Genomic DNA, 19,151 nt, shown 5'->3' on the forward strand with positions numbered 1-19,151 from the left:
CCGGCTCCGATCCGTCAGAGCGCTGTGCCGTCCTTGCGTAGATATTCTGTAAATCGTGATCGAGTCCGGACGGCCGCGGCTCCGTCGTCGCCACGGCCGGGGGAGGTTTGTACGGCTGTCGCCGGTCATCCTGACCGTCGTCATCGCCAGTCTGGCCTACGCCACTCCCCCGAACATGGCCTTCAGCCGCCTCCTGCCCTCGGCGCCGGCCCTCGCCGCCGCCATGTGGCCGGTGCTCCCCACCGTCCTGCTGGGGACGGTCTGCCTCTTTCTGATGATCGGCCTCAGCATCGTGTTCCCCGGTCTGGGGACGTGGTGGACGGCTGCGGGGATCGTCGCGGTCACCGTGGCGGCCGCGTACGGCAGTCATGTCCGGCTCCAGCGGGAGCGGACCCTCTTTCAGGTGCGGCTCGTCGCCGACGCGGCGCAGCAGGTGGTGCTCAGTCCCATGCCGCGCCGCTGCGGGAGCGTGGAGATCGAGTCGCTGTACCTGGCGGCCGCGGCGGAGGCCCGTATCGGCGGGGACTTCTACGAGGTGGTCGACACGCGGTACGGGGTCAGGCTGCTCATCGGTGACGTGCGGGGCAAGGGCCTGCCGGCGGTGGGGGCGGCCGCGGCGATCGTCAACGCCTTCCGGGAGGCGGCCTACGGCGAGGCCGACATGGTCGGCGTCGCGCGCCGGCTGGACGCCAGCAGCACCCGTTACAACGCGGCCTTCCCGCCCGAGGGACCGATGGAGCGCTTCGCCACCGCCCTGCTCGTCGAGATCCCGCACGGGGGCGGGCGTATCGGGATCCTCAACTGCGGACACCCCCCGCCGCTGCTCCTGAACCGCGGGGAACTGTGTGCCCTCGAGCCCACCGCCCCCTCGCCGCTGCTCAACCTCGCGGAGCTGATAGGCGATCACTACAATGTCGACACCTTCGACTTCGCCCCGGGCGACGTGCTGCTCCTCTACACCGACGGGGTCGCGGAGGCCCGCGCCGGAGACGGCGAGTTCTTCCCGCTGGCGGCCTGGATGCGCCGGCAGCCCCCGGCACCGCCCCACGAGCTGCTCACGGCTCTGCACCGCGACCTCCTGCGCTACAGCAGAGGACGCCTCGACGACGACATCGCCGCCCTCGCCGTACGCCTGTGCGAACCCTCGGAGTGAGCCCGGACAGGGGACCGCCGGAAAATCAGCCCGGGCCCCGCAGTGTCTGGGCAGGCGAGTACGGCTACGCCGGGTGAAGCTGAAGGTGTGAGCATCAGTAGTGAGCGCCCCGTAAGTGCCGAGCAGATCTATGCGGCGCTGGCCGCTCTGGCGGCCGAGCCGGTGGCAGATCCGCACAAGCGACCCGAAGGGCCGCAGGAAGAGGACCGCCTGCACCTGCTGGGCAGTCTGCTGGCGAAGACGGAACTCGAGATCACCGCCGCGACCCGGCTGACCGAGGAGGAGGAGATCGAGGACGTCCTTGCGACCTTGCTCGGCTGGGACGAACAGACGGGACCGGATCCCGGCCTCGCCGTCAACGTCCTGACGAACCGGCTGCAGCGCACCGCGGTGCAGGTCTCCGAACCCGAGGCGGACGAACTCCCGCCCGGCCGGGAAGCGGCCTTCGCCGCCGTCATGACAGCGGTCTACACCCTCGGCGCTCAGCTGCACGCGGAGCGCGGCGACACAGAGGGAACCCGACACGCGCTGAGCGGGGCCGAGGAAGCCCTCATCGACATCCTGCAAGGCATCCACGACCTGCGCGTCGCCATCGGCGACGCACCCGCGCCGGAGCACGAGGCCGACAGCTGACCCGAGCGCCCCCGGGCCGTCGCCCCGCCGGGTGGACCAGCGCGGCCGAGCGGGATCGCGCACCCCTGCGGGGGGACCCATGGTCCTGCGGGCGAGGTCTGCGGCCCGCCGCAAGGGAGCCGACGGACCGGTGCCGTGATCCTCGCCGCGCACTGGCTGACCCCGGCCCCATCCCCCTCGCACACCCGCGACGGGAACACCCGAGCGAAACCGAAGGACAACAGTTCGATCTCTGTGTGCGCCAGGGGCTGACACCGGGGTCCTGGTGCGCGGTAACGTGCGCGCCCGACCCGATCTTCGCACTGCCCGGGGACTGTTATGCCTGATGCTTCCACGCCGCCGGGCGACCGGCCGGCGTCACCCGCGACCGCCCCTGTGCCGGCCGAGTCGCGGGCCGTGTCCTCGATGCGGCGTCAGGTGCTGTGGTCCGTGCTGCCGCCGGGCGTGGTCACCGTGGCCGGCGCGGTGGCCACCGTGCTGGCCGGCGGTGGCCACCTGGACCGGGCGGACCAGGGCGGGGTGATCGCCGCCATGGTCCTCATCGGCACCCTGGCGGCCGGAATCGCGGGTGTACGGGCTTCGGCGGAGGCACGAGCGGTCACCGGGCACTGGGCACAACTGTCCCGCGCGGCCGACCGCAACAGTGCCGAGCTGGCCGAGCTGACGAGGACCACTGCCAGGGGCAGGGCCGAACTGGAGTCGCTGCGCCGCCGGTTGCGGGCCGGGGAGCCCCCTGTGCGGCGCCGGCCGGAACTGCCGCCGCAGACCGGCCCGGACGAACTCTCCCGCCTCGGATCCGAGATCGCCGCGGCCCGGCACGAGGCGGAGGCAGCCCTGCTGGAGACCGCCGCCGGCGCGCTCGGTGCGGAACACAGTGCCCGGCTCGAGCAGTTCGAGGTGTTCGCCAACCTGGCGCGCCGGCTCGAGTCCCTGGTGCACCGCGAGATCGGACTGCTGGACAGCCTGGAGAACGAGGTCGAGGACCCGGACCTGCTCAAGGGGCTGTTCCGGGTGGACCATCTGTCCACCCGGATCCGCCGCTACGCCGAGAACCTGGCCGTGCTCGGCGGCGCGAACACCCACCGCCAGTGGACCCGGCCCGTCGGCCTGACCGACGTGCTGCGTTCCGCCGTCGCCGAGATCGACCAGTACGCCCGGGTCAAACTGGTTCCGCCCATCGACGCGGCGGTCGGCGGCCACGCCGTGGTCGACGTCGTCCACCTGCTGGCCGAACTGCTGGAGAACGCGACGGTCTTCTCACCGCCCCAGACCACCGTGCACGTACGGGTCGAGCCCGTCGCCGCGGGGGTGGCGATCGAGGTCGAGGACCGGGGCCTTGGCATGTCTCCTGCCGAGCGCAACCAGATGAACACCCTGCTGGGCGCTCCCGACAAGGTCGCCCTCGGCGAGCTGCTGCAGGACGGCCGGATCGGCCTGTACGTGGTCTCCGTCCTCGCCCAACGGCACGACATCGCCGTGCAGTTGCAGAGCAACGTCTACGGCGGCACCCAGGCCGTCATGGTGCTGCCCACGGCACTGCTCGGCCCGCAGCCGGCAGCTCCCGCGCCCGAGCACCGCACCGTCCCGGCCCCCGACGCGGGGCCGCAGGACGACCCGGTGGAACCCGAGGGGGCCGACCCCCGGGCGGCAGAGCCGGCCGTCGCCGCGGATCCGCGCGTGTCCGGTTCCGGACCCGAGCCCGACCCGGTGTCCTGCGACGGCGCGGACGACCGTCCGCAGCTGCCCCGGCGCCGCCGCCAGGACCGCGCCGCCGAACGGCCGCACCCGGTCCCCGGCCCCGGTGCCAGTGGCCCCGAGGACATCGCACACGACCCGGGCCTGATGGCCGCGTTCCAGAGCGGACTGCGCAGGGCCGAGGAAGCGGAGACGCCCTGACAGCCGAGCCGCCCCGAAGGCCCGGGGCCCCGTCCAGCAAGCTGATTCCTTCCGTCGAAGAGGAGAACACGATCGTGGCGAGCGAAGACCTTTCCTGGCTGTTGACGGGTCTGGTGAACCGGGTGCCGCACACCCGGAGCGCCCTGTTGCTGTCCTCGGACGGGCTGGTGAAGGCGGCGGAGGGGCTCGACGAGGACGCCGCCGACCAGTTGGCCGCCCTCGCCAGTGGGCTGTACTCGTTGGCGCGCAGCGCGGGCCGGCACTTCGACGACGGCGGGGACGTACGGCAGATCGTGACGGAACTCAGCAGCTCGCTGCTGTTCGTCTCGTCCGCCGGCCGCGGCGCGGTACTGGCGGTGCTGGCCGGACGCGAGGCGGACGCGGCGGTGCTGGGCTACGAGATGGGCATGCTGGTCAAGAGCGTGCGCCCGCACCTGGCCACGCCGCCCCGGCACCCGGTGGGGTAACCGATGACGCCGGTCCTCCCCGACGGACCGCTGATCGACGAAGCGGTCGGGCGGCTGGTCCGTCCCTACACCGTGAGCGACGGCCGGACCAGGGCCACGTCGCACTTCACGCTCGTGACCACGGTGCGGGCCACGGGCGTCCAGACGCAGGGCACCTTCGGCCTGGAGCATGCGCAGGTGCTGGCGCTGTGCGAGCAGCCCGTGAGCGTCGCCGAGGTCGCGGCCCGGATGCAGGTGCCCGCCGCCGTGGTCAAGGTGCTGCTGTCCGATCTGGCCGAAGGAGGCGCGGTGGTCGCAGGTGATGCGCCCCCGCCGTCCCTGGACCACCCCGCACGACCTGACCGAGACCTCCTGGAAGCGGTACGCGATGGCCTCCTCAAACGACTGTGAGCCGCTGCCCGCCGGTGTCCTGCCGGTGGGGATCAAGGTGCTCATCGCCGGCGGGTTCGGCGTGGGAAAGACGACCCTCGTCAACGCGCTCAGCGAGATCGAGCCGTTGAGCACGGAGGAGATGCTGACCGCCGTCAGCGCGGCCACGGACCGGCTGGACGGCGTGGAGAACAAGGCCGGCACCACGGTGGCCCTGGACTTCGGCCGGATCACGCTCAGTGCGTCCCACGTCCTGTACCTGTTCGGGACGCCCGGGCAGGAGCGCTTCTGGTTCATGTGGGACGAACTGTGTGAGGGAGCCCTCGGGGCGGTGGTCCTCGCCGACACCCGCAGGCTGCAGCACTCCTTCGCGGCGGTGGACTTCTTCGAGCGGCGCGATGTCCCGTTCGTCGTTGCCGTCAACGAGTTCGACGGCGCCCACCGCTACCGCGCCGAGGAGGTGCGGACCGCGCTCGACCTCAGGCAGGAGGTGCCGGTGGTGCTGTGCGACGCCCGCGTCCAGAGTTCGGGCATCCGCGTGCTGCTCGAACTGATCCAGCACCTGATCACGACAAGGAGTGCCCATGGCAGCGACACCGACCAACTCCTCCGGGCCTGAGTCCGGGATCGCCCTGCGCCATCTGCTCCTCCCGCCGGAGGACCCGCAGGTGCGCGCCCGGTCCGAGCGGCTGCGCGAGCTGGGCATCGAGGCCCGTCCGGATGCGGAACTCGACGCCTTCGCACGGGAGCTGGCACACCGCACCGGCGGCTGCTACGCCGGGGTCAACTTCTTCCTCGACGCCGACCGCCAGTACTTCGCGGGCTTGTACAGCGCCGCACAGGACACCGTCGCGCACGTGGGTCCGCCGTTGCTGGAGGACCCCGTGCCAGGCCGCGTCATGCCCCGCGACATCGACATGGGCATCTGCCCGCACGTGGTCAAGCGCCGCCGGGCGCTGGTGCTGGAGGACATCCGGGACTTCCCGCGGTTCGCCGGGAACCCGGTGGTCGACGCGATCGGCGTCCACTCCTACCTGGGCGCACCGCTGATAGACAGCACCGGGGTGGTGCTCGGCACGGTCTGCGTGGTCGACCAGGACCCGCAACCCTGGGGGCGCAAGGGGCTGGAGACCATCAAGGCCATGGCTGCGGAACTGGTCGAACGACTCGAGGAGCCGGCGCGCCGGCGGAGCTGACGGGTGCCGGCGCGCCGGCGGAGCCGACCGGTGCCGGCGCACCGGCACGAACCCGGTGTCAGATCACCGGCCGGCCACGGTCGTCCGGCGTGCTGCCGGGCTCGCCTCGCGGCGTCCGTCGGTGCTCAGCGCGTGCAGGATCTCCTCGACACTCTGCTTCGCGTCGCCGAAGAGCATGCTGGTGTTCTCGCGGAAGAACAGCGGGTTCTGCACGCCGGCGTAGCCCGAGGCCATGGAGCGCTTGAAGACGATGGCGTGCTCCGCTTCCCAGACCCGCAGCACCGGCATGCCGGCGATCGGGCTGCCCGGGTCCTCGGCCGCGGGGTTGACGGTGTCGTTCGCGCCGATGACCAGGACGACCGAGGTGCCGGCGAAGTCGTCGTTGATCTCGTCCATCTCCAGGACGATGTCGTAGGGCACCTTCGCCTCGGCCAGCAGCACGTTCATGTGCCCGGGCAGGCGGCCTGCGACGGGGTGGACGCCGAAGCGGACCTCTACGCCCCGCTCGCGCAGCTGCCGCGTCAGCTCCGCGACCGGGTGCTGGGCCTGGGCGACGGCCATGCCGTAACCGGGGGTGATGATCACCGAGCGGGCCCGGGCGAGCATCTCGGCCGCCTGAGCGGCGCGCACCTCTCGGTGCTCGCCCTGCTCCCCCTCGCCCGCGGACGGTGCCTCGATGCCGAAGCCGCCCGCGATCACGGAGAGGAAGGAACGGTTCATCGCCTTGCACATGATGTAGGACAGGTAGGCGCCGGAGGAGCCGACCAGCGCGCCCGTCACGATCAGCAGGTTGTTGTCGAGGAGGAATCCGGCCGCGGCCGCGGCCCAGCCCGAGTAGCTGTTCAGCATGGAGACGACGACGGGCATGTCGCCGCCGCCGATCGAGGCGACCAGGTGCCAGCCGAGGGCCAGCGCCAGCGCGGTGACCGCGATCAGCAGCGGCAGGCCCGGGCTGAGGGTGAACCAGACGGTCAGCGCGGCGAAGGCGCCGAGCGCGCCCAGGTTCAGCGCGTTCTTGCCCGGCAGCATCAGCGGACGGGACGCGATGCGCGCGGAGAGCTTCAGGAACGCGACGATCGAGCCGGTGAAGGTGACGGCGCCGATGAAGATGCCGATGAACACCTCGGCGTGGTGGATGCCCAGCAGGTCGGCGCCGATCCGGGTCTGCGCCGTACCGTGCGCCTCCACCTCCAGGTAGCTGTTCCAGCCCACGAGGACCGCGGCGAGGCCGACGAAGCTGTGCAGCACCGCGATCAGTTCGGGCATCTGCGTCATCTCCACGCGGCGGGCCCGCCACAGGCCGGCCGCCGCGCCCAGCGCCATGGCCAGCATGATCAGGACCACCGTCTGCGCGTCGATGCTCCGCGCCGCCGTCACGACCGTGGCGACCAGTGCGAGGACCATGCCGGCGATGCCGTAGACGACGCCGGCGCGGGAGGTGCGGTGCTGGGACAGGCCGGCCAGGCTGAGGATGAACAACAGGGCGGCGACCAGGTCGGCAGCGTGCGAGGCTGTCAGGGAGGTCATCTGGGGTCAGCCTTTCGAGAACATGGACAGCATGCGGCGGGTGACGGCGAAACCGCCGAAGATGTTGACGCTCGTCAGCAGGATCGCCACGAAGGACAGCGCGGTGACGATCCGGCTCTCGTGGCCGATCTGCAGCAGGGCGCCGATCACGACAATGCCGGAGATGGCGTTGGTCACCGACATCAGCGGTGTGTGCAGCGCGTGGTGCACCTTGCCGATGACGTAGTAGCCGATCACCACCGCAAGCGCGAACACGGTGAAGTTCTGGGCGAGTTGCGCGGGCGCGAAGGCCACCAGCAGGAACATGGCGAGCATGCCGAGCCCGGTCAGGGCGAAGCGTCTTGCGGGCGCCGGCCTCGGTTGCCTCGCCCCGGGCCCGGCGGGCGCGGCCTTGGACCTCGCCGCGGGCGCGGCCGAGACCGCGACGGGGGGCGGCGGCCAGGTGACCTCGCCGTCCCGCACGACGGTCACGGCCCGCTGCACGACGTCGTCGAAGTCGATCACCAGCTGCCCGTCCTTGCCGGGCGAGAGCAGCCTGATCAGGTTCACCAGGTTGGTGCCGAACAGCTGCGAGGCCTGGGCGGGCAGCCGGGAGGCGAGATCGGTGTAGCCGAGGATGGTGACGCCGTTGTCGGTGACCACCGCCCGGCCCGGCACGGTGCCCTCGACGTTGCCGCCCTGGGCGGCGGCCATGTCGACGACGACACTGCCGGGCTTCATGACGGCCACGTCCTCGGCCGTCAGCAGGCGCGGGGCCGGCCGGCCCGGGATCAGTGCGGTGGTGATCACGATGTCCACGTCCGCGGCCTGCCGGTGGTAGAGGTCGGCCGCGGCACGGTCGTAGTCGGCCGAGGTCGCCCTGGCGTAGCCGTCGGTGCTCGTCTCCTGCGCGACGTTCACCGGGAGGTACTCGCCGCCCAGCGACTTCACCTGGTCCGCGACCTCGGGCCGCGGGTCGGTGGCCCGCACGATCGCGCCGAGGCTGGAGGCGGCGCCGATCGCCGCGAGACCGGCCACACCGGCGCCGGCCACCAGCACCTTCGCGGGCGGCACCTTGCCCGCCGCGGTGACCTGGCCGGTGAAGAACCGGCCGAAGACGTGCGCGGCCTCGATGACCGCCCGGTACCCGGCGATGTTCGCCATCGACGACAGCACGTCCATCGACTGCGCGCGCGAGATGCGCGGCACCGCGTCCAGCGCCACGGCCCTCACCCCGGCATCGGCGAGTGTCTGGAGCAACCCGGGATTCTGGGCCGGCGCCAGCAGGGACACGAGGGTCGCGCCCTGCCCCAGACGGGTGATCTCCGCCTCGGAAGGGGGGTTCACCTTCAGGACCACATCCGCGTTCCAGGCCTGGCCGATCTCGGCGCCGGCCTCGAGGTAGGCCTGGTCGCTGAAGCCGGAGGCCGCGCCGGCCTCGGACTCCACCACGACCTCGTAACCGAGGCCCAGCAGCTGACGCACCGTCGCGGGGGTCGCCGCGACCCGCGTCTCCCCGGAGACGGACTCGGCCACGACTCCGATGCGCTGCGGTGGGCGGTGCTCGGGTTCACGTGAAGACATGTCTCGTGTTCTCTCCTCACAGCGGGCTATGACGGGGTGTCCGCGATCAAGGGGTGTCCATCGGCCTCTTCCCCGTGGTCGCAGGCCGTAGATACCTACCCGTCACACCCGCCCCGACCGATGGGCGTGGCCGGGGTGTCTTTCACTCGGCGGCCGGCCGCCACGCCGCCGTCCGCGGTCCGGCTGATCACGGACGACGCCGTGCACGGACAGTGGCGGCCAGGACACGTCACCGTGGGACGCGCACACCCGGATCACCCGGGCGCACACTGGAAGCAGAAGGCCATGCGCCATGAGCGGCACAAGGCCATGCGCCATGAGCGGCACGTGGAGGTGAGCCATGAGCACGCTTGAGCTGCACGTCGACGTCGACGTTCCGGTCGACGCGGCCTGGGAGACCCTTCATCGGGTGGAGAACTATCCGCGCTTCGTGGAAGGGGTGCAGGACGCGCGTACGGAGGCGGGAGGCCGGGCACATCTGGAGGTGGAGGCCGGTGGCCGGGCCCAGCAGGTCGAGGCCGAGGTCACCGATCGCGGCGAGCGCGTGATGGAGTGGCTCACCACGGCCGGCCCCGACCTGACCGGTTCCTTCTCGGTGCAGGCGATCGACCGGAACCACACCCGGATCCAGGCACGGCTGGAGTACGACCCCGACACCGTCCGCGCCGCCTTCGGCGGGCCGAAGGGCTTCGCCCAGACGAACGCGATCCAACGGCTCGTCCGCAGCGATCTCGAGCATTTCAAGGAGTACGTGGAAGGCGGGTGAGCGGCGGGAGCGCTCCGCGCCGGCGGCGATGCCGGGCAGTGGCGGTCGCGGCACCCCACGCCCGGGCCCGGCCGCGTCCTGCGGCGTATGCGCGGGGTCACTGAAGCCGGCGGTCAGTCGCGGGGGCGGAGGCTGGCGTCTTCGAGGTCGAGTTCGTGCTGGATCCGGCGCCGGGTGGCGTTGCTGATCTTGTTCGCTTCGTACAGGCGCTGGAGTTCGGCCGCCTCGATGGCGATGAGTGTCCGGCGTATCTCGCGGTAGGCGTCGGCGGGGCGTGCGTCCGGGTCGCTGTAGTGGGCGTCCTCGACCTGCTGGATGCGCGCTTCCAGCTGGTGACGGGCCTGTTTCAGGGCGGCCTCGGCGGCGGTACCCAGATCGGCGAGCTGGTCCAGATCGCCCAGCAGCTTGAGTTCGTCGAGAGCGGCGTGGGCGATGTGCCGGCGGGTCCGGGCCTCCTCGCGGGCGGTGTGCTCCGGTTCCAGCGCGATGCCGGAGCGGCGGACGACGGGGGCCAGGGTGAAGCCCTGGAAGACGAGCGTGAGCGCGACGGTCCCGGTGGTGAGCATGAGGATGAGCGCCCGGTGCGGCAGCGGCGCCCCTGTGTGGGTGACCAGGGGGATGGAGAGCGCGGCTGCCAGTGGCATGACGCCTCGGGTGCCCGCCCAGGACAGGACGGCCGGAACGCGCCAGGACAGGCGGTTGTCGCCCTCCTGGTGCCGGTGGTGGATCAGGGCGGACAGCGGGAAGATCCACAGCAGGCGGATCGCCAGCAGGGTGAAGGCGATCACCGGCACCCACAGCGGCCAGCCGTGCTCGTCGCGCGCGAGATGACGGACGGCCGAGGGGAGTTCGAGCCCGATCAGGGCGAAGACGACGCTCTCCAGCAGGAAGGTCACGGTGTCGTAGACGGCGTGGACCTGGAGGCGGACGGGGGCGTTCCCGAGCTTGTGGCCGGTGCTGCCGAGGACGACCCCGGACACGATGACGGCGGTCACGCCGGAGGTGTGCGACTGCTCCGCGATGACGTAGGAGGCGTAGGGAGTGACCAACGCGATGACCGTCTCCAGCATGGGGTCGTCGGTCCGCCTGCGGATCAGGGTCACCACTGCGGCGAGCGCCGCCCCGATGAGGGCTCCTCCGCCCGCGAGGATCAGGAACTGCAGGGCGGTCCCGGACACGCTGATGGCGCTGCCGGACACCGCGGTGGCCACGGCGACCTTGTACAGGACCAGTGAGGTGGCGTCGTTGAACAGGCTTTCCGCCTGCACCATGGCCTGTACGCGCGGTGGGAGTGACAGGCGCCGGCCGAGCGCGGTCACGGCCACGGGGTCGGTGCTGGCCAGGACGGAGCCGAGGATGAACGCGGTCGCGGCGGTGAGCGGGGTGATCGCATGGGCCACGTACCCGACGGCGACGGCCGAGGCGAGGACCAGGCCGAAGACCAGGCCGGTCACGGGCCGCCACACGGTGCGCAGGTCGCGGACGGAGATCTCCCCGGCCGAGGCGTAGAGCAGCGGTGGCAGCACCAGCACGTTGATCACGTGCGGCGGCAGGCGGACCTCGGGAACCCAGGGCATCAGCCCCACGGCCAGACCCGCGACCACGAGGAGTGAGGGGGCGGGCAGGCTCCAGCGCCGGGCACCGGTCGCCACGGCGGTGGCCAGGACCACCAGCAGCAGGACGACGATCAGGCCGGTCATGGAGCGTCCCCGGTGAGTTACAGCTTGTGACCCCCCTGTGACCATCTGCTTTACCAACGTAACCGACCTGTGGCGGCGACGCAGCCGACGGTGGGCAACGGCCGTTCCCCGTCCGGCGCGTCGTCCGGGCCCGGGGTGTCACCGGCAGGCCCGGCCGGCGATCCGGCGCGGGGCCGGTGCGGGGCCGAGGAGGTGGACGCCGCGGGCGGTGTGCGGCCGTGACGCACCCCAGCCATTGATCACTTTTCCGTACGGTCGGGCTATCTTTCCAACGAGACCACATACGGCACGGAACCTACGGGGAGATCAGCGCGGTGAGGCAGCACAACAAAAGGGGCAGGTTCTACGCGGCGGTGACGGGTGCGGTGGCGGCCGCCCTGGCACTGGGCGGCTGCGACGCGGGCGGCGGCGGCACCGGAATCCACTCGTCCGCGGTCCCGGCGCACCATGCCGCCACCGGCGCTGCGACCGCCGCGCCGGGCACGGCCGGCCCCGCGGCCTGGCGCAAGTGGGGGCTGACGCCGCTGCCCGCCGCCCCGCAGCCCCCCGCCGACAAACCCGTGAAGCTCTCCGCCTCCGGCACGGTTCCGGTCTTCACGCACATAGCGACCTCGCAGAAGGTCGTCTTCATCACCATCGACGACGGCCAGGAGAAGGACCCCAGGTTCGTCGAGATGATGCGGGACCTGAAGATCCCGATCACGATGTTCCTGATGAACGACGTCATCAAGTCCGACTACGGGTACTTCAGGCAGCTGCAGGCGCTGGGCAACCACATCCAGAACCACACCCTGCACCACCCGCCGATGAACACGATCCCGCTGGCCCGGCAGAAGGAAGAGGTGTGCGGCGACCAGAGGATCCTCACCAAGGAGTACGGCACCGCGCCGCTGCTGTTCCGCCCGCCCTACGGCCTGTACAACGCCAACACCAAGACCGCGGTGGGCGAGTGCGGGCCCAGGGCGATCGTCTGGTGGCGGGAGTCCATGCAGATCAGCCACCTGCAGTACCAGACGCCGGGCAAGAAGCTGCGCCCCGGCGACATCATCCTGGCTCACTTCCGCGGGCCCGCGGAACTCAAGGGCACCACGATGACGCAGATGTTCGCCAATATGCTCAAGATCATCCAGGAGCAGGGGTTCGCCGTGGCACGTCTGGAGGACTACATCCAGCCCCCGGCCGGGCACTGACCCGCGCCCTGGAACGCCGGGACGCGGCCCGCCCGGGGTCCGCACGGGTGAATCCCGGGGCGGGCTTTCGGACGGCCTCGCGGGACATGGGCGTGCAGGCGCCCGGCGAGGCCGGCCCGGTGGCGCGGACCGGCCGGTTCCGGCCGGCGGGCGGGTTCTCCCGCGGATTCGGGCCTGTGCGGGCCCTGCGTGCCCTACGCTCGGCCTACGACGTGCGTGTCGGAAGCGGTGGAGGATCTCGTGGACCAGATTGCACCTGAACTGCTCATGGCCCTTGCCTCAGGAACCGCGGGTGCGGCCGGGGAGCAGATCTGGACGTCGCTGCGGGACCTGGTCACACGACGGCGGCCGGGCGGGGAGCCGGGCGCCCAGAGCGAGTTGACCGCCCTGGCCGAGGCGCCCGGCGACGCGCAGCGTGCTGCCGAGCTGGCCGGCGTACTGGCTCACCGCGCCCGGCAGGACCCCGCGTTCGCCGAGGCCCTCGCGGCCTGGCGGCAGGCGGCCGAAGCCCTGGAGGGCGCCCGGACCGGCTCGGGCGAGGTGCGCAACGTCGTCTCCGGGGGCACGCAGAACACCGTCATCCAGGCGCGGGACGTTCACGGTTCCATCAACCTCGGTGGCTGACGAGGCCGTGCGTCGTCGGGTGGCGCACGGCAGGACGGGGCGCCGGCCCGGCGACGCGGCTGTTTTGGCCCGGCACAGGGTCGTGGCAGGCTCCGCTGACGCGTCCGGCCCCTGTGGTCTACTGTGAGCCACGTGTCGGAAAGAGTCGAACCGTGCCTGCTCGCAAGCGAGTTCACCGCGGCGCTCGCTCGTCAGCAACAGCTCGCCGAGCGCCGCGAGGAGGTCGTGACCAGGCTGCACGACGAGGTCGAGCGGCTGCGCCGGGGTGAGATGGAAACGGCACTCGATCTCGTGCGCCACTCCCTGATCCGGCTCCACGACCAGATCCTGCGCCAGGCCGAACACGTCACCGTACCGCTGGGCGTCGACGAGCTGCGCGCCCTGCTGACCGCGCTGGCCGACGAAGCGGCGGACACCGTGGCCAGGACCGGCGCGGAGCGGTACGTACCCCGGCCCGGTGAGGCGTTCGACATGGTGCTGCAGCGTCCGGTGGGCCGGGTCGCGGCCGAAGGTCCCGAGGCGGACCGGACGGTGGCGCGCGTCGTGGCGGCGGGATTCGTCCAGGGGGAACGGGTCGTGCGCAAGGCCGACGTCGTGGTTTCCCGGTGGGAACCGGACGTCCCGTGAACGTCCGCTTCTCCGGCGGGCTCCCCGGGCACGACTTACCAGGACATGTGACGGACAACGGACGGGACGGGCGCGGGCGCGGGCGTCCCGGTGGCGGGAGACGGTATGGCCGTGTACGGCATCGACCTTGGGACCACCTACTCGTGCATCGCACGGATCGATGACGTCGGCAGACCGGCCGTGCTGCGCAACATCGAAGGGGCGGACACCACACCGTCCGTCGTCTACTTCGAGAGCGCCGGCAGTGTCGTCGTGGGACAGAGCGCCAAGGACGCCACCGTCCTCGACCCCGACCATGTCGTACAGCTCATCAAGCGGGACATGGGCGACGTGGTGCCGCGCGAGTTCCACGGCCGCACCTACACACCCGAGGAGATCTCCGCCCGCATCCTGCGCAAACTCGTGGAGGACGCGAAGGCCACCGGTGTCGAAGAGGTGCGCGACGTCGTGATCAGCGTGCCCGCCTACTTCGGGCTCGCGGAGCGGGACGCCACCCGCAAGGCCGGCGAGATCGCCGGCCTGCGCGTCCTGGACGTGGTCGCCGAGCCCATCGCGGCCGCACTCGACTACGGGGCCCTGGAAGGGGCCGAGGAGCGCGGGGACCGGGCCGTCCTCGTGTACGACCTGGGCGGCGGCACCTTCGACACCACCGTGCTCACCCTGCGCGGACGCGAGCTGACCGTGCTGTGCACGGACGGTGCGAAGGAGCTGGGCGGCAGCGACTTCGACGACCGTATCGTGGCGTACCTGGTGGAGCGGTTCCGCGAGCGCTTCCCCGATGCCGACGACCCGCTGTCCGACCCCCAGTCCGAGACACAGCTGCGCAAGGACGCCGAGGAGGCGAAGAAGGCGCTGTCCTTCCGCGAGCGCTACACCGTCCGCGTCATGCACCAGGGCAGGGTCGAAGCGGTGGAGCTGACCCGGGGGCTGATCGAGGAGCTGACCGGCGACCTGCTCGACCGCACCGTCGACATCACCCGGCGCACCGTCGAACTGGCGGCGGAGCGCGGGGTGTCGTCCTTCGACGATGTGCTGCTCGTCGGCGGCGCCACCAAGATGCCCGCCGTCGCCGCCGCCCTGCGCACCCAGTTCGGCTTCGAGCCCAGGCTGCACAACCCCGACCTCGCGGTGGCCCGCGGCGCCGCGTTCTACGCCCTCGACCGGGCCGCGTACCTGGTCTCCAGCGGTGAACTCTCGGGCGAACAAGCGCCGGACGTACCGGAGACCGGCCTCGCCCACCGCCCCTACGAGATCGCCACCGTCGCCTCGCGCGGTTACGGCATCAGGGTCACGGACATCGACACCGGCCGGGAGTACGTGACCCACCTCGTGCACGCCAACGACGGCCTGCCGGCGTCGGTGACCGACGACTTCTACACCCTTCGCGACGGGCAACGGCAGGTCCGGATCCAGGTGATGGAACAGGCGGGCGCGGTGGAGTCGCAGGAGCTGGCACACAACACCGCCGTCGCGCAGGGGACGTTGAAGATCCCACCGGGCAAGCCCGCGCGCTGGCCCTTCCAGTGCGTGTTCACACTCGACACCTCCGGGCTCCTCACCGTCGTCGCCACGGAGCGGGAGTCCGGCGAGCAGATCGAGATCTCCATCCAGATCGGAGGCCTGTCCCAGGAGGCGGTCGACGAGGCGCGGGTCGCGATGAGCCGCCAGCGGATCGGCTGACCGCGGGCAGGACGGGGGAACACGCTCGTGGCTTTCGACGAGTCGCGCTACCGGCGCGAGGTGCTCGACGCCGGATTGCCCGTGACCGGGGATCTGCGCACGCGTTACCAGTTGCCGCAGACCCTCGACGCGGCCGCGGTCGCCGAGGCGGTCACCGCGGTCCGCGCCTGCTGGCGCCGGAGCCGGGCCCGGCTCAAGTACCGTGCGGTGATCGAGCAGTTGGAGGCCGGATACCTGTCCCACCGGCCGCTGCTGGACGCGGCCGCCGCCGGGGACCCGGGGCCGCTGCGGGCCGCCCTCGCGGCGCACGGCCGGCACGCGGAGTCCGAGCGGGCCCGGCTGCGCGCGGCCCTGGAGGAGGCCGCGGGCGGGCTCGGCATGCTCGCCGGGAGCACCGTCGCGCGGATCGCCGCCGCCCACCGGGTCCACGAGGACGAGGTACGGGAGCTGCTGACCGCCCTCGGGCTGCGGATCGCCGAACCCGAACCACTGCCCCGGGCCGTGCCGCACCCCGCGTATGCGCGCTGCGCAGGCCACCTGGAGGTCCTGGGGCTGCGGCATCTCGGTGACTTCCTGACGACGGGCACACCCGGCGGACGGACCGAACAGCCCGTGCACGTCTTCGGCGCGCTCCCCGTCGACCGGCCGGTCGTCGAGGCCGCGGCGCGCCGCTGGGGCCGGCTGCCGCACGGCGCCGCGCACACCGCGGCCCAGGCCGTGATCGCCGCCGTCCGCGGTGTGCTGACCGAGCAGGGCCCGCAGGGACTCGCCCGGATCCTCCTGCACGAACTGGCGACACCGCTGCGCACGCGGCGCGCCGCCCGCGCGAGTGCGGCCACGCTCCTCGCGTACGCGGTGGGAGAGCTGTCCGTCGCCGAGGACGACGCGCGGCGGCTGGTGTTCGCGGTGCTGCACGAGGAGGCCGGGGATCCGGTGTCGGAGCGGCTGCGCCGCCTGGTCGCGGACGGCCGGCTCGCCGAGGCGGCCGCCGTGGCGGACCGGCTGCCGCCGACCTCGCTCGCCGAGGACGTACGCGCGCTGGCCGAGCACGTGCGCGAGAAACTCGCCGAGGCGCGCGCCGTGGTGGAGCACGCGCGCCGGCTGCCGCCGGCGGAGGCGGACCGGGCCTGGGACCTGCTGGAACAGGCGGAGGCGGCCGTGCGCGATCTGCCGGGGACCGACGCCGTGCGCCGCGGCCTCGCGGTTCACCCGGTGTCCGCGCTCACCGCGGCCCCGGACGGCGCGGGCGTCACCGTCCGGTGGCGGCCCTCGCCGTCCACGGCCGGCGAGCCCGAGTACGTGCTGCTGCGCACCGAGCGGCGCCCGCCACGCGACGCGGCCGACGGCACGGTGCTGCCGCTGGCCTCGCCCCGCGCCACGTCGTACGGGGACGACGCACCCCCGGCCTGCGTCCCGCTGTACTACGCGGTCGCCGTGCACCGGGCCGCCGAACCCCGCAGCGCGCCCTCGCCGCTCACGGTGAGCGGGCCCGTCGTGCACTGGCCCGAGGTCACCGACATCCGCCTGCGGCCCGCGGACCGCCGGATCACCGCCGAGTGGACGTGCCCGGACCGTGCCCGCAGCGTCGAGGTCGTCCGCACCGCGCCCGACGGCGAGGAGGTGCACGTCGCCGCCCGCCGCGACGGCTTCACGGACGGCGCTGTCGCCAACGGCACGACGTACGGCTACCGCATCCGCGTCGTCTACCGCACCGACCACGGAAGGACCGTGCGTTCGGCCGGCATCCGGCGCACCGCGAGGCCGCTCGCACCGCCCGAACCGGTCACCGGCCTGGACATCAGCCTCGTCGACGGCCACCTCTCGGCGCGACTGGACCCGCTGCCGGACGGCGAGGTGCGCCTGTACGGCCTGGACGACGTACCCCCGTGGCCGGCCGGCACCTGGCTGCGCACGGCCGAGCTTCCCGGGCGTCCGATCGCGGCGCAACCCGCGCCGGAGGGCCTGAGGTTCGCGCCGCCGGACCGGCCCACCCTGGTGGTGGCGGTCACGGTCGTCGGGGAACGGGCCGTCATAGGGGCGCACGCCGCGACCGTCCCGCCGGCGCTCGGCACCCCCACGCTCACCCGGCACGGCGGCACGGGCGTGGCCGTCGTCTTCGACTGGCCGCCGCAGGGCGGCGACGAGGTCGAGGTCAGCTGGCGGACCCCCGGCGAGACGGGCGGCGGGCGGCGCACCGTCACCCGCGCCGCCTACCGGCACGAGGCGGGCGTACACCTGCCGGTCGCGGACGGCGCCGGGGTGGTGGTCGAGGTGCGGCCGGTCGGCGTGGTCGGCGGGCTGCCCGTGTACGGCCCGCCGAGCACGGCGGTACTGCCGCCGCGCGCCGACGCCGGCTATCGCCTGGAGCGGCACGGTCTGCCCGGACGCCGCACGGTCACCGCCGTGTTCACGGCGCACGCCGCCGTACGGGCCGAGCGACTGCTGCTGGTGCGCTCGCGCGGCCCGCTCTGGCCGCTGGAGCCCGCCGACGGGGAGGTCCTCGCACAGGCCGCCGGCGTGACGCTCGGCCCGGGGCAGGACGTGCGGCTGTCGGCGCGCCTTGCCCGGGGCCCGGGCGGCTGGCTGCGCTGCTTCGCCGTCGGCGAGGCACTCGTGCTGCGCGACCCGCCGCAGCACACGCTCAAGGTCGCCTGAAGGGAGTGGACGTGAGAATGCCGTGGCGCCGCACCTGGGTGTGCCCGCACTGCTTCCGGAGCATCTCCCGGGCGCAGATCGCGTACGTCTGCGCGAGCGGCGGCGCCTGCGCCGAGGACCGGGCTCTCGCGTCCGCCGACCCCCGGGCAGGTTCGGCGCTGTGCGGCACCTGTGGCCGCACCACCGCCCGGCTGCGCTGCACCGCCTGCGCGGGGCGGCTGCCGGAGGGCTATCTGCGCAGTCCCGGCAAGCTGGTCGCGCTCGCCGGACCGGTGAGTTCCGGCAAGAGCACCTACATCGGCGTCCTCGTGCACGAACTGCTGAACCGCCTCGGTGGCGAACTCGACGCCGCGCTCCTGCCCTGCGACGACGACACGATGACCGACTATCACGAAGGTTACGAACGGCACCTGTACGAGGACCGGCACACCGTCCCCAAGACCGCCGAGCACGACGCCGGCCGGCCCCTCGTGCACCGCCTCAGCCGCACCCGCCGGGGCCGCTTCGGACGCACCCGCGAGCGGGTGCTGACCCTGGTCTTCCTCGACACCGCCGGAGAGCACTTCGCCTCGCGGGACCGCATGGAGACCCAGCTGCGCTACTTCGGCGCGGCCGACGCCGTCGTCGTCCTCGTCGACCCTCAGGACCTGCCCGGGGCACCGGTGAAGGACGGCGAGGGGGTGCCGGGCCGGTCGGGTGACGTACTGGCCCGGGTGCTGGGCCACCTGGGCGGTGGCGGGAAGGTGGCCGTGCCGGTCGCGGTCGCCCTCACCAAGGCCGACCTGCTGTGGCCGCACCTGCCGGACAACTCCGCGCTGCACCGCACCCGCCGCCCCGGCCCGGTCTTCGACGCCGACGACCGGGCCGCCGTCCACGCCGAGCTGCAGGCTCTGCTGCGGCGCTGGCAGGAACACCAGCTCGACGCGCGGCTCACCCAGTTCTGCACCGACTACCAGTTGTTCGCGCTGTCCATGCTCGGTACCGCGCCCCGGCAGGGCGGCGGCCTCGGGCTCGGCGGCGTCGTGCGCCCGCACCGGGTCGAGGACCCCCTGATGTGGCTGCTGCACCGCTTCGGTGCCCTCGACCGGCGACGGGGATGACACAT

At 72.6% G+C, this 19,151-nt stretch carries 17 protein-coding genes; 14 read left to right on the forward strand and 3 right to left on the reverse strand.

Translation table 11 applies throughout. The features are described from left to right. Positions 1-55: 55 nt before the first annotated feature. The 7 genes from A6P39_RS09595 to A6P39_RS09625 all read left to right on the forward strand — a co-directional run bounded on the left by A6P39_RS09595 (position 56) and on the right by A6P39_RS09625 (position 5,714). Positions 56-1,153: a PP2C family protein-serine/threonine phosphatase gene (locus tag A6P39_RS09595; protein ID WP_067040937.1), complete on the forward strand. Its 1,098-nt coding sequence runs from the start codon at positions 56-58 to the stop codon at positions 1,151-1,153. A gap of 87 nt (positions 1,154-1,240) precedes the next feature. Further along, positions 1,241-1,786, forward strand: coding sequence for a hypothetical protein (locus tag A6P39_RS09600; RefSeq protein WP_067040940.1), 546 nt, complete (start codon positions 1,241-1,243; stop codon positions 1,784-1,786). A gap of 318 nt (positions 1,787-2,104) precedes the next feature. Then, positions 2,105-3,682, forward strand: a complete 1,578-nt coding sequence (locus A6P39_RS09605; protein WP_275883836.1) for a sensor histidine kinase — start codon at positions 2,105-2,107, stop codon at positions 3,680-3,682. A 74-nt stretch (positions 3,683-3,756) separates the two neighbouring features. Further along, positions 3,757-4,149, forward strand: a complete 393-nt coding sequence (locus A6P39_RS09610; RefSeq protein ID WP_067040942.1) for a roadblock/LC7 domain-containing protein — start codon at positions 3,757-3,759, stop codon at positions 4,147-4,149. A gap of 3 nt (positions 4,150-4,152) precedes the next feature. Then, positions 4,153-4,539 carry a DUF742 domain-containing protein gene (locus A6P39_RS09615; RefSeq protein ID WP_067040944.1) on the forward strand — a complete coding sequence of 129 codons (387 nt, stop codon included), beginning with the start codon at positions 4,153-4,155 and terminating at the stop codon, positions 4,537-4,539. Continuing rightward, positions 4,517-5,137 (forward strand): GTP-binding protein, encoded by a 621-nt coding sequence (locus A6P39_RS09620; RefSeq protein WP_067040946.1) that lies wholly within the window; start codon positions 4,517-4,519, stop codon positions 5,135-5,137. Before A6P39_RS09615 ends, A6P39_RS09620 begins: the two co-directional genes overlap by 23 nt. Further along, on the forward strand, positions 5,103-5,714 hold the full coding sequence (locus A6P39_RS09625) for a GAF domain-containing protein (RefSeq protein WP_067040948.1): 612 nt from the start codon (positions 5,103-5,105) through the stop codon (positions 5,712-5,714). The genes A6P39_RS09620 and A6P39_RS09625 overlap by 35 nt, the downstream gene beginning before the upstream one ends. A 63-nt stretch (positions 5,715-5,777) precedes the next feature. Here the strand turns inward: A6P39_RS09625 and pntB are convergent, their stop codons facing one another. Next, positions 5,778-7,241: a Re/Si-specific NAD(P)(+) transhydrogenase subunit beta gene (gene pntB, locus A6P39_RS09630; RefSeq protein WP_067040949.1), complete on the reverse strand. Its 1,464-nt coding sequence runs from the start codon at positions 7,239-7,241 to the stop codon at positions 5,778-5,780. A gap of 6 nt (positions 7,242-7,247) precedes the next feature. Next, positions 7,248-8,804, reverse strand: a complete 1,557-nt coding sequence (locus tag A6P39_RS09635) for a Re/Si-specific NAD(P)(+) transhydrogenase subunit alpha (protein ID WP_067040951.1) — start codon at positions 8,802-8,804, stop codon at positions 7,248-7,250. A 340-nt stretch (positions 8,805-9,144) separates the two neighbouring features. Here A6P39_RS09635 and A6P39_RS09640 point away from each other — a divergent pair, with 340 nt between their 5' ends. Further along, positions 9,145-9,570 (forward strand): SRPBCC family protein, encoded by a 426-nt coding sequence (locus A6P39_RS09640; protein ID WP_067040953.1) that lies wholly within the window; start codon positions 9,145-9,147, stop codon positions 9,568-9,570. Positions 9,571-9,683: 113 nt separating this feature from the next. Here the strand turns inward: A6P39_RS09640 and A6P39_RS09645 are convergent, their stop codons facing one another. After that, positions 9,684-11,270 (reverse strand): Na+/H+ antiporter, encoded by a 1,587-nt coding sequence (locus A6P39_RS09645; protein WP_067040955.1) that lies wholly within the window; start codon positions 11,268-11,270, stop codon positions 9,684-9,686. 314 nt (positions 11,271-11,584) lie between these two features. Here A6P39_RS09645 and A6P39_RS09650 point away from each other — a divergent pair, with 314 nt between their 5' ends. The 6 genes from A6P39_RS09650 to A6P39_RS09675 all read left to right on the forward strand — a co-directional run bounded on the left by A6P39_RS09650 (position 11,585) and on the right by A6P39_RS09675 (position 19,146). Next, complete coding sequence (locus A6P39_RS09650; protein ID WP_067040957.1) at positions 11,585-12,460, forward strand: polysaccharide deacetylase family protein; 876 nt, start codon at positions 11,585-11,587, stop codon at positions 12,458-12,460. A gap of 240 nt (positions 12,461-12,700) precedes the next feature. Beyond that, complete coding sequence (locus tag A6P39_RS09655) at positions 12,701-13,084, forward strand: hypothetical protein (RefSeq protein WP_067041139.1); 384 nt, start codon at positions 12,701-12,703, stop codon at positions 13,082-13,084. Between the two features lie 132 nt (positions 13,085-13,216). Further along, positions 13,217-13,711 carry a nucleotide exchange factor GrpE gene (grpE, locus tag A6P39_RS09660; protein ID WP_234378767.1) on the forward strand — a complete coding sequence of 165 codons (495 nt, stop codon included), beginning with the start codon at positions 13,217-13,219 and terminating at the stop codon, positions 13,709-13,711. 105 nt (positions 13,712-13,816) lie between these two features. Next, a complete protein-coding gene (locus tag A6P39_RS09665) occupies positions 13,817-15,391 on the forward strand; it encodes an Hsp70 family protein (protein ID WP_067040962.1) in 1,575 nt (524 codons plus the stop codon). 27 nt (positions 15,392-15,418) lie between these two features. Then, on the forward strand, positions 15,419-18,046 hold the full coding sequence (locus A6P39_RS09670) for a hypothetical protein (RefSeq protein ID WP_067040964.1): 2,628 nt from the start codon (positions 15,419-15,421) through the stop codon (positions 18,044-18,046). Between the two features lie 17 nt (positions 18,047-18,063). Continuing rightward, positions 18,064-19,146 (forward strand): TRAFAC clade GTPase domain-containing protein, encoded by a 1,083-nt coding sequence (locus tag A6P39_RS09675; protein ID WP_067040967.1) that lies wholly within the window; start codon positions 18,064-18,066, stop codon positions 19,144-19,146. Positions 19,147-19,151 lie beyond the last annotated feature (5 nt).

It is taken from the genome of Streptomyces sp. FXJ1.172 (assembly GCF_001636945.3).
Classification (GTDB): Bacteria; Actinomycetota; Actinomycetes; order Streptomycetales; family Streptomycetaceae; genus Streptomyces.

What these genes read in the sequence shown, in the direction of transcription:
- A6P39_RS09605 (WP_275883836.1), top strand. Translation starts at nt 2,105, where the DNA reads ATGCCTGATGCTTCCACGCCGCCGGGCGACCGGCCGGCGTCACCCGCG.
- A6P39_RS09615 (WP_067040944.1), top strand. Translation starts at nt 4,153, where the DNA reads ATGACGCCGGTCCTCCCCGACGGACCGCTGATCGACGAAGCGGTCGGG.
- A6P39_RS09620 (WP_067040946.1), top strand. Translation starts at nt 4,517, where the DNA reads ATGGCCTCCTCAAACGACTGTGAGCCGCTGCCCGCCGGTGTCCTGCCG.
- A6P39_RS09625 (WP_067040948.1), top strand. Translation starts at nt 5,103, where the DNA reads ATGGCAGCGACACCGACCAACTCCTCCGGGCCTGAGTCCGGGATCGCC.
- pntB (WP_067040949.1), bottom strand. Translation starts at nt 7,241, where the DNA reads ATGACCTCCCTGACAGCCTCGCACGCTGCCGACCTGGTCGCCGCCCTG.
- A6P39_RS09635 (WP_067040951.1), bottom strand. Translation starts at nt 8,804, where the DNA reads ATGTCTTCACGTGAACCCGAGCACCGCCCACCGCAGCGCATCGGAGTC.
- A6P39_RS09640 (WP_067040953.1), top strand. Translation starts at nt 9,145, where the DNA reads ATGAGCACGCTTGAGCTGCACGTCGACGTCGACGTTCCGGTCGACGCG.
- A6P39_RS09645 (WP_067040955.1), bottom strand. Translation starts at nt 11,270, where the DNA reads ATGACCGGCCTGATCGTCGTCCTGCTGCTGGTGGTCCTGGCCACCGCC.
- A6P39_RS09665 (WP_067040962.1), top strand. Translation starts at nt 13,817, where the DNA reads ATGGCCGTGTACGGCATCGACCTTGGGACCACCTACTCGTGCATCGCA.
- A6P39_RS09675 (WP_067040967.1), top strand. Translation starts at nt 18,064, where the DNA reads ATGCCGTGGCGCCGCACCTGGGTGTGCCCGCACTGCTTCCGGAGCATC.